The sequence below is a fragment of the Bacillus sp. AFS059628 genome, assembly GCF_002571225.1.
Lineage (GTDB): Bacteria > Bacillota > Bacilli > Bacillales > Bacillaceae_G > Bacillus_A.
In genome coordinates this window covers 1-8,086 of sequence record NZ_NVEC01000091.1, presented here as the reverse complement: position 1 = coordinate 8,086, position 8,086 = coordinate 1, and the positions used below count along the sequence as shown (strand labels likewise).

7 protein-coding genes and 3 pseudogenes are annotated in these 8,086 nt (G+C 32.4%); 8 read left to right on the top strand and 2 right to left on the bottom strand.

Going from position 1 to position 8,086, the window contains the following annotated elements; translation table 11 throughout:
• Positions 1-310: 310 nt before the first annotated feature.
• Positions 311-655, bottom strand: a pseudogene (locus COL05_RS26165) (recombinase family protein); the annotation flags it as partial.
• Between the two features lie 344 nt (positions 656-999).
• Between COL05_RS26165 and COL05_RS26160 the strand changes: the two are divergent.
• The 3 genes and pseudogenes from COL05_RS26160 to COL05_RS26150 all read left to right on the top strand — a co-directional run.
• Entirely contained in the window at positions 1,000-1,203 is a 204-nt protein-coding gene (locus tag COL05_RS26160) for a cold-shock protein (protein ID WP_000410775.1), read from the top strand.
• A gap of 546 nt (positions 1,204-1,749) precedes the next feature.
• Positions 1,750-2,739, top strand: coding sequence for an ABC transporter substrate-binding protein (locus COL05_RS26155; RefSeq protein ID WP_098670702.1), 990 nt, complete (start codon positions 1,750-1,752; stop codon positions 2,737-2,739).
• Positions 2,740-2,933: 194 nt separating this feature from the next.
• Positions 2,934-3,185: pseudogene (locus COL05_RS26150) on the top strand (IS4 family transposase); the annotation flags it as partial.
• Here COL05_RS26150 and COL05_RS26145 read toward each other — a convergent pair.
• Positions 3,164-3,436, bottom strand: a pseudogene (locus COL05_RS26145) (IS4 family transposase); the annotation flags it as partial. The pseudogenes COL05_RS26150 and COL05_RS26145 overlap by 22 nt on opposite strands.
• 441 nt (positions 3,437-3,877) lie before the next feature.
• Here COL05_RS26145 and COL05_RS26140 point away from each other — a divergent pair.
• From COL05_RS26140 to COL05_RS26120, 5 genes are all read left to right on the top strand, one after another.
• Positions 3,878-4,474 (top strand): TetR/AcrR family transcriptional regulator, encoded by a 597-nt coding sequence (locus tag COL05_RS26140; RefSeq protein ID WP_098670701.1) that lies wholly within the window; start codon positions 3,878-3,880, stop codon positions 4,472-4,474.
• Between the two features lie 62 nt (positions 4,475-4,536).
• Positions 4,537-5,679, top strand: a complete 1,143-nt coding sequence (locus COL05_RS26135; protein WP_098670700.1) for an MFS transporter — start codon at positions 4,537-4,539, stop codon at positions 5,677-5,679.
• 272 nt (positions 5,680-5,951) lie between these two features.
• Positions 5,952-6,479, top strand: coding sequence for a GNAT family N-acetyltransferase (locus tag COL05_RS26130; RefSeq protein WP_098670699.1), 528 nt, complete (start codon positions 5,952-5,954; stop codon positions 6,477-6,479).
• A 526-nt stretch (positions 6,480-7,005) separates the two neighbouring features.
• Positions 7,006-7,458: a LytTR family DNA-binding domain-containing protein gene (locus tag COL05_RS26125; protein WP_098670698.1), complete on the top strand. Its 453-nt coding sequence runs from the start codon at positions 7,006-7,008 to the stop codon at positions 7,456-7,458.
• Between the two features lie 94 nt (positions 7,459-7,552).
• Positions 7,553-8,071 carry a hypothetical protein gene (locus COL05_RS26120; protein WP_098670697.1) on the top strand — a complete coding sequence of 173 codons (519 nt, stop codon included), beginning with the start codon at positions 7,553-7,555 and terminating at the stop codon, positions 8,069-8,071.
• The last annotated feature ends 15 nt before the right edge of the window (positions 8,072-8,086 follow it).

Here is an 8,086-nt window from a genome sequence, read left to right as displayed (position 1 = left end):
AAATACAATAATCATATTTAAAGAAAACCTTTATAAAAGGTTTATTTTCGAGGCTTTTTTAACTAAAACCTTAAAAAATCATTACAACATTCTTTTTATTTTCAATACTCTTCGGTTTTGTTATAATATCAACCATAACGTATTATATTCGTTTGTATATTTTCATATTTTGGGGATTTTATTACACAAAAAGACAACTCTTAATTGGAGTTGTCTTTTATTTTTTTCGATATATACAATACTATTCTGATACAAAAACATCAAGATTATTACAACCAAAGAAAAAGTAGGATTTCTAATAAGAGAGATCCTACTTTATTTCCTCATATTCCTTCATTATTTTATGAAACGTGTTTTTCTTTAGCTCTAACATTTGCACAAACATAGTAGCTGTTATTTCTCCACTTTTCCATTTAGAATAAGTTTCTTCTATCATATGCATTTGTTGTTTGCTTAGGGTTGAAAGGTTCACCTGAGGACGTCCTAAATTAGCTACAGCAATCCCTTCTGCTCGTCGCTGATGGATTTTTTTACGCTCTTGATCTGCAACATAGGAAAGCAAAGATAAAAATTGATCTTCAATCAACCGACCCATGTCACACATTTCACGAAACTTACGGCTATCAAATAAAGTTTCATTTTCTAACAGGGGTATGTATAGCAATGGAACAGGATAAAGCAACAAGCATTAGTGGACATAAAATAGCNNGCTATTTTATGTCCACTAATATACGAAATAACCCTTAAAATGAATGTTCGCTAGTGTTTGTTGCGTGATTTTGTTCCATTGCTACACACATCAGATACGTCAATGATTATCATAAAGAAATAGTGAGCTTAATGTCTTTTCTTCACCTTGACATTTATTACAAAAAATGTTATTATTAAAATGAATTATTTTTGTTCGGTGTAAAGGATTTGTAACTTTTCACCTTTCTGATCACTGAGAGCAAGGATAGTATTACATTGTGTGTGTTTACACACTAGGAGGCAATACAAATGGAAAAAGGTAATGTAAAATGGTTTAATGGTGAAAAAGGCTTCGGATTCATCGAACGTGAAGGTGGAGACGATGTATTCGTTCATTTCTCAGCGATTCAAGGCGAAGGTTACAAAACTTTAGAAGAAGGTCAAGCAGTGACTTTTGATTTGGAGCAAGGTCAACGTGGACCTCAAGCTTCAAACGTACGTAAAGCTTCTTAATTTTACAAAGCAGGGAAGGCAGGCTCTTTTATGGGAGTCTGCTTTTCTTTTTTCTGTGAAACAAAGAACCCCCACTCGTAAAGGACATGAAAACAGTAAATCAAATGGTAAACCAAGTCTAGCATATAATTACGGATTATCCTAATTTAATTTTTGAGCTACTCAACTTTATAAGCCTTTTTTCTAGTATAAAAGTACCCCCTAAATGAAAATTCTCTTTCTCTACAGTTAGTTATTTTGAGAAGTCAGCTCATTTTTTGTTTTGGGGGTGTTTACATTCCTTAAGTTGATGGCTATGGGGCGGGACTCTTATAGGAAACTATAGGCCAAAGTATAATATAAAGCACCCACCACATTTGAAAAACTTTCAGATGTGGAAGGTTATTCTTTGAATCATTTCCGTATTCCTATCTAGCTGATTCCTTATGTTTTGTCAGATATTTCAATGCATTTTTTAATATCTGACAAAATATCATTGACAGTTTATTAATTTATACATCATTATTAATAATGAAAATCATTATCGAACTTATCGGAGGACTTACTATGCGTACATATTTAAAGACGATACTTAGTTTATTGTCAGCTCTTTTTTTAGTGTTCATAGCTGCTTGTGGTAGCAATGAAGTGTCAAAAGAAAAAACAGAGTCAAAATCAAACAAAGGACAAGGTTATACCGTTAAACATGCTATGGGTGAAACAAAGATCACAAAAACTCCTAAACGCGTTGTTGTTTTAACTAACGAAGGAACCGAAGCGATTTTATCAATGGGAGTAAAGCCTGTTGGTGCTGTGAAATCTTGGCTAGGGGATCCATGGTACGATCATATTAAAAGCGATATGAAAGATGTTAAAGTTGTAGGGGTTGAACATGAAGTTAACTTAGAGAAAATTGCATCGTTAAAACCTGATTTAATTATTGGTAATAAGGTACGCCAAGAAAAGGTATACGATAAATTAAACGCAATTGCTCCAACAGTATTTTCAGATACACTAGGAGGCGATTGGAAGGAAAACTTTAAATTATATGCAAAAGCTTTAAATCGTGAAGAAGAAGGCAACAAAGTATTAAGCAAATTTGATGCACACCTAGAAGGTGTAAAACAAAAATTAGGTGATAAAGTAAATCAAGAAGTTTCTGTTGTCCGTTTCATGGCTGGAACTTCTCGTATTTATTACACAGATTCTTTTTCTGGAGTTATTTTTGATCAATTAGGTTTTAAACGTGTGAAACAGCAAAAAGAGCTTTTTACTGCTAACAGTAAATTTGGCAACCTTGCTATAGATGTAGGAAAAGAAATGATTCCTAAAATGGATGGAGATGTTCTTTTTTACTTTACATATGCTCCAGAAAATGATCCAAAAGCTTTAGATAAAGCAAAAGAAATGACAAGCGATCCTCTTTGGAAAAATCTAAATGCTGTTAAAAATGGAAATGCACATGAAGTTAGTGATGCAGTTTGGAATACTGCTGGTGGTGTAATTGCAGCTAACAAAATGTTAGATGAACTTGAGAAAATTATGCTTAGCAAATAAGGTTTCAATTTCTTAATTTTTTTATATTAAGGTCGGAGAGTATAAAAATACTTTCCGGCTTTTACTATTTTTTAATGGAAACTTTTGAAGGAGGAGCACCACATTGCTTTCAAGCTAACAAAATTAAATACCCCCTAAAATGAAAAAATACGCTATTCTTTCTGTAGAATCATAGGAAAGGATGGCGTTTTTTTATGGACCTCTCGCTTTCTGAAGAATTACATCTATTCTCACAAGAATTACAACGCTTTCTATCTCCAGTAGTCCTACAAGACATCGCTAGACAAGTTGGCTGTGTAAAGCGATCTAGTAAATATCAAGCAAACGAACTCATTGCCCTTTGCGTATGGCTCAGTCAGGAAATTGCTAGCACGTCACTTACACAATTGTGCAGTCGGTTAGAAGCTTCCACTGGGGTACTAATGAGCCCAGAAGGATTAAAGCGTTGATTCAGTCCTTCTGGGCTCATGAGTGTAGCTGTATTTGTATAAAGCTGACTACATAATCGAGTAAGAGAATCGCTTGCTACGTGTTGACTAATCCAAATACATAAAGCGGCCAAATCTCGTGCGCCATATTTACTTTTACGTTTTACGAACCCCGTCTCCTGTGCGAGCTGTTGAAGGATACTTGGGGATAGATATCGCTGTAATTCTTCAGCGAATAAATGAAACTCATCTTGAATCGATAGAGTCATACAAAACGCCATCCTTTCTGTATTTTTCTACAAAAAGAATAGCGTTTTTTTGATTATATGGATACAAATTTACCTTAGATTGATAGCGATGTATGGTAACCCCAATTAGACCAACGATTTCTCCTTGGCTGAGTTTCGCTCCCCGACTTTTCCTATGGAAACGTAGAAAAACAAATGATTAAACAATTTATATTTTGTCTTTTTGTGGCTTTGTAAAATAGATTGATCATTTATAACAAAGTTTGATAATTAATAATAAAGATTGATGAAATTGTTAATTCAAATAAGACTTGTATTTGAATAAGGGAGCTATTTTTAATTATTCGTAATCTAAAATAATCAAATTTTATTTTACAGTAACAATAAAACAAAATTATTGACCACGCGGTACAAAAAAGAGTATTCTATTCATGTTATCTTTAAAATGAGAGGAGGATACGATTGAATAAACGCGGCAGACCCCGAGAGTTTGATTATTCCTCAATTGTAGATGTTGCAATGAAAACATTTTGGTTAAGAGGATATGAGGGGTGTTCTACACAAGATTTATGCAGTGATACAGGACTTGGAAAAGGAAGTTTATACAATACTTTCGGTAGTAAACATGAACTGTATAAACAAGTATTAGAACGCTACCATGAAATTGGGATTAGGGAACAAAAGAAATTGTTAGATACTCCAATTCCAGTTAAAGAACGATTAAGTAATTTTTTTGAATGGGCATTGAAAGAAGACTTTGAGAATATGGATCAAAAAGGATGTTTGTTGATTAATGCCAGTATAGAACGTGCTAAAAACGATTTAATGGTACAAGAAATTTTCTCGAAGCATGTTGAACTTCTTAAACAAGCTATTGAAGCAGTGATGGAGGAAGGATTGCAAACAGGTGAAATTTCAAAGAAGCAATCAGCTGAGGAATTAGCTAGTCTGCTTTTAAGCAGTTATTACGGATTCCGTGTTCTTAATGTATCGATGCAAAATCGGATGTTGTCTGAACAAGTTATCAAAGGAACAGTAGAGTCTATTTGTGGCGCTTAGTGCGCTCTTTTTTCGCACTGTTTTTGTACCGATCATTACAATAATGAATAAGGAGTGTTTTTATGCCATCGATTATTTATTTATTAGCTTTAGCAATCTTTTGTATGACTACATCAGAATTTATGGTTGCAGGTATGATGAATGAACTTGCTCTTGCATTCCAGGTTCCTGTATCATCTATTGGGTATTTAATTTCAGCTTATGCAGGGGCAATGGTAATAGGAGGCCCCATTTTAACTGCAATCCTCTTACAGATGCGCAGCAAACAAGCATTATTGTTTTTAATGTTCATATTTTTAATTGGTCAATCGCTCGGAGCTATTGCTTGGAACTATGATATTATGATGATTTCACGTATTATAACTGGTATTGCTTCAGCTTCAGCTTTTGGAGTTGCGATTTCCTTTTCTGCGACATTGGTTCACTCTGATTCAAGGGGAAAAGCTGCATCAATTGTACTTGCAGGTTTAATGTTCGCAACTGTATTAGGTTTACCTATAACAACCGTTATTTCGCAATATTTTGGCTGGCGTATTAGTTTTGGGGCTGTTTCTGTTCTTGTGCTAGTATCAGCAATTATGATTCAACGGTTGTTACCATCCTCTTCAAATAAAGAGCAATTAAATTGGAAAGATGAACTTCTGCGATTTAAGAATATTCATCTTTGGGCAGCGTACGTAACAAGTATGTTCATTATTGGTGGTACGTTTGCAGCATTTAGTTATTTCACTCCTATCTTTACAAATGTTACAGGGTTTTCAAGTGCAAGTATTCCATATTTACTTGCTCTCTATGGTAGTGCGACGGTAATTGGGAATATAATAATTGGCAAGTTCGCTGATAAATTTACAATGAAAATACTTATGGGTGGATTAATTATATTAATCATAGCGTTGTCTTTATTTGCTTTAAGTGCAGAGAATAAATACATTGCAGTTATTTCTACGATTTTTATTGGTTTAACTGGTGTAGCATTGAATCCAGCTATGGTTGCGAGGGTGATGAAGACAGCTAGTAATGGAATAATGATAAATACCGTTCATAGTTCTTTTATTACGCTGGGTATTGTTATTGGTTCCTCACTAGGTGGTCTTGGAATCAGTAAAGGATATGGTTTTGTATCTCCGCTATGGATTGGAGCTTGTTTAGCTATCCTTGGGGTAATTTCATTATTCCCATATTTACATAAAGGAAAGGCAGATTAAGATGTTTAAAATTTCTTTATATAGGGTCACCATACATGCCCATCAACTTAAGAATTTATAATACCCCCAAAGTAAAATTTTATCTCACAACAGTAGTTGTCTATGGGAATTGGGTTCATTTTTTGAGGTTTTGGAGAACAAAAAATTTTTTAGCTTGATGGCAAGGGCGTACCATCCCTTATTAAGGTTAGTTTAACTCTTTTGGAAATTAATTCTTTAAATTATTTTAAGTACTTGCTATTATTGGGGGGAAATAAAGGGGGATAAAATATATGATAAACATACGTAGGGCAAAAGTAGAAGATGCAAGAGAAATAGTTGTGATAAAGAAAAAGATTGTTGAAACTACAAACTTTTTTCTTCGATCACCCGAAGAGCCGCAAGAAAAGGCAGAAGAGTATCAAAAAAAGATACAAACCTCACAAGAAAATAGAGGATTGACATTAGTAGTAGAATTTAATAATCAAGTCATCGGTTTTCTATCTTTTTCTAGATCTCCCTATATTCGTTTACACCATGCCGGTTCATTTGGAATGGGGATTAAACCAGGATTTAGTAATATGGGGATTGGAACAAAATTACTTTCTCATTTTATAGAATGGGCAAAAGAACAAGAAGGATTAGAAAAGATATGTCTGGATGTATTTTCAAACAACGAACGGGCTATAAATTTATACAAAAGATTAGGGTTTAGGGAAGAAGGTAGGCAAATAAACCAAATTAGATTCAAAGATGGTTCTTATGCTGACATTATTCTTATGGCACTTTATATAAAAATACCGAGTAACCACTCATTCTAAGGATGAGAAATTACTTGCAGTTTGCATAAATAGAGAAATTGGGCTTTTTTGTTACTTCGTTAAAGCGTTTGATTGTTGAATAAAGGGTCACCTTAAATGCCAATCAACTCGGGAGATTTTAATATATCTAATTACAAAAAAACGTCATCCTTTCTAGTTAGCTTTTTAGAAAGAATAACGTTTTTTTACTCTTGGGGGGGAGTTTCTTAAGTTAATGGGCATGGGGCCTCGCCACATCGCTATCAAGCTAAACTTCTGAAATATCCGCAAAACGAAAATTTCATCCTTTCATAGTTGTCCATAGGATCTTAGGGTGATTTTCATTTTTGAGAAGAATACATTTCTCAAATTGATGGCAATTATGGAGGGGTAAAAATAATGTTACGATGTTTATAAAAAATATGCGAAGAAATATGTTAATAGATTTTTTAATAATATTCATATAAAATACTATTTTGACTTAGATTAAACTTTGTTTCAAACAAACATTAAAATCTATTTTAAAGAAAGGGAAATATGGTAGAAAATGAAAGCAAACATTAAAATTATTGAAAAGCTTAAAGAAGAATCTTGTACCTTCTACATTCACAAAGTAACATCTTTTATTCTAGATATGGTATCAACACTAGAGAATAGTTCTGATAACTATTTAATAGTTAATTCTACTCACAAAGGCGAACAAGAAAAAATTTCTTGCTCAACTGTTATTTATTTGGAATATCTTGAAAGGAAAATTTTTGTTTATACAAAAGAAAATATATTTGAGATAAAAAGTCCTTTATATAAATTACAATCTGAACTTCCAGATAACTTCATTAGAATTTCAAAAACTATAATTATCAATATTCATTTTTTAAATAAATTCTCCGCTAAAGCAAACGGAAATTTGGAAACACTGCTTTCAAACAGAGAAAAAGTAATTGTGTCAAGAAAATATGTTTCTTCATTAAAAAAACAGCTAAAAAAACATTCCCAATAACCACTTATGTATTGATTTTTACCACTTATGTTTAAAAGTATTTCTTTATATCTCCTTTGATGTAAATATTAATAAAAACAAAGGAGGATATACAATGTATACTATGATTAAAGAAGTATTTATAAGAACTCCATTATGGGTATGGATATTATTATTCATTTTAATAAAAAGGGGTATTGCTATTTCTCAAGAAAGACCAATTAATTTATCTAAAATGTTCCTTGTTCCCATGATTTTTATGATATGGGGGTTAGATAAAATTATCACTAAATTTTCTTACTTAGGATATTGTTTAATAAGCTATACGATTTTCATTCTTCCAGGCATTTTGATTGGATATTTGTTATATGCAAAATATCAAATTCTTTTCAAGCAAGAGACGGTTACTTTCAGGAAGAAATGTTACCTTCCATTAATAATTATATTGATTAATTTCTTTGTAAAATATCTCTTAAACGTAACTTTAGGAATTTATTCATCATTTTATGATAATATTTTGTTTAATATAATTTATTCTGCCATAAGTGGACTATCTGTAGGCTTATTTTTTGGAGGAATATTCTACACATTTTATATACAATCAAAATTAAATAAACTTATCTTAAAATCATAAAGTGAAACTTTAATC

Coding starts and splice junctions, on each gene's coding strand:
- COL05_RS26160 (WP_000410775.1), top strand. CDS start 1,000: ATGGAAAAAGGTAATGTAAAATGGTTTAATGGTGAAAAAGGCTTCGGA.
- COL05_RS26155 (WP_098670702.1), top strand. CDS start 1,750: ATGCGTACATATTTAAAGACGATACTTAGTTTATTGTCAGCTCTTTTT.
- COL05_RS26135 (WP_098670700.1), top strand. CDS start 4,537: ATGCCATCGATTATTTATTTATTAGCTTTAGCAATCTTTTGTATGACT.
- COL05_RS26130 (WP_098670699.1), top strand. CDS start 5,952: ATGATAAACATACGTAGGGCAAAAGTAGAAGATGCAAGAGAAATAGTT.
- COL05_RS26125 (WP_098670698.1), top strand. CDS start 7,006: ATGAAAGCAAACATTAAAATTATTGAAAAGCTTAAAGAAGAATCTTGT.
- COL05_RS26120 (WP_098670697.1), top strand. CDS start 7,553: ATGTATACTATGATTAAAGAAGTATTTATAAGAACTCCATTATGGGTA.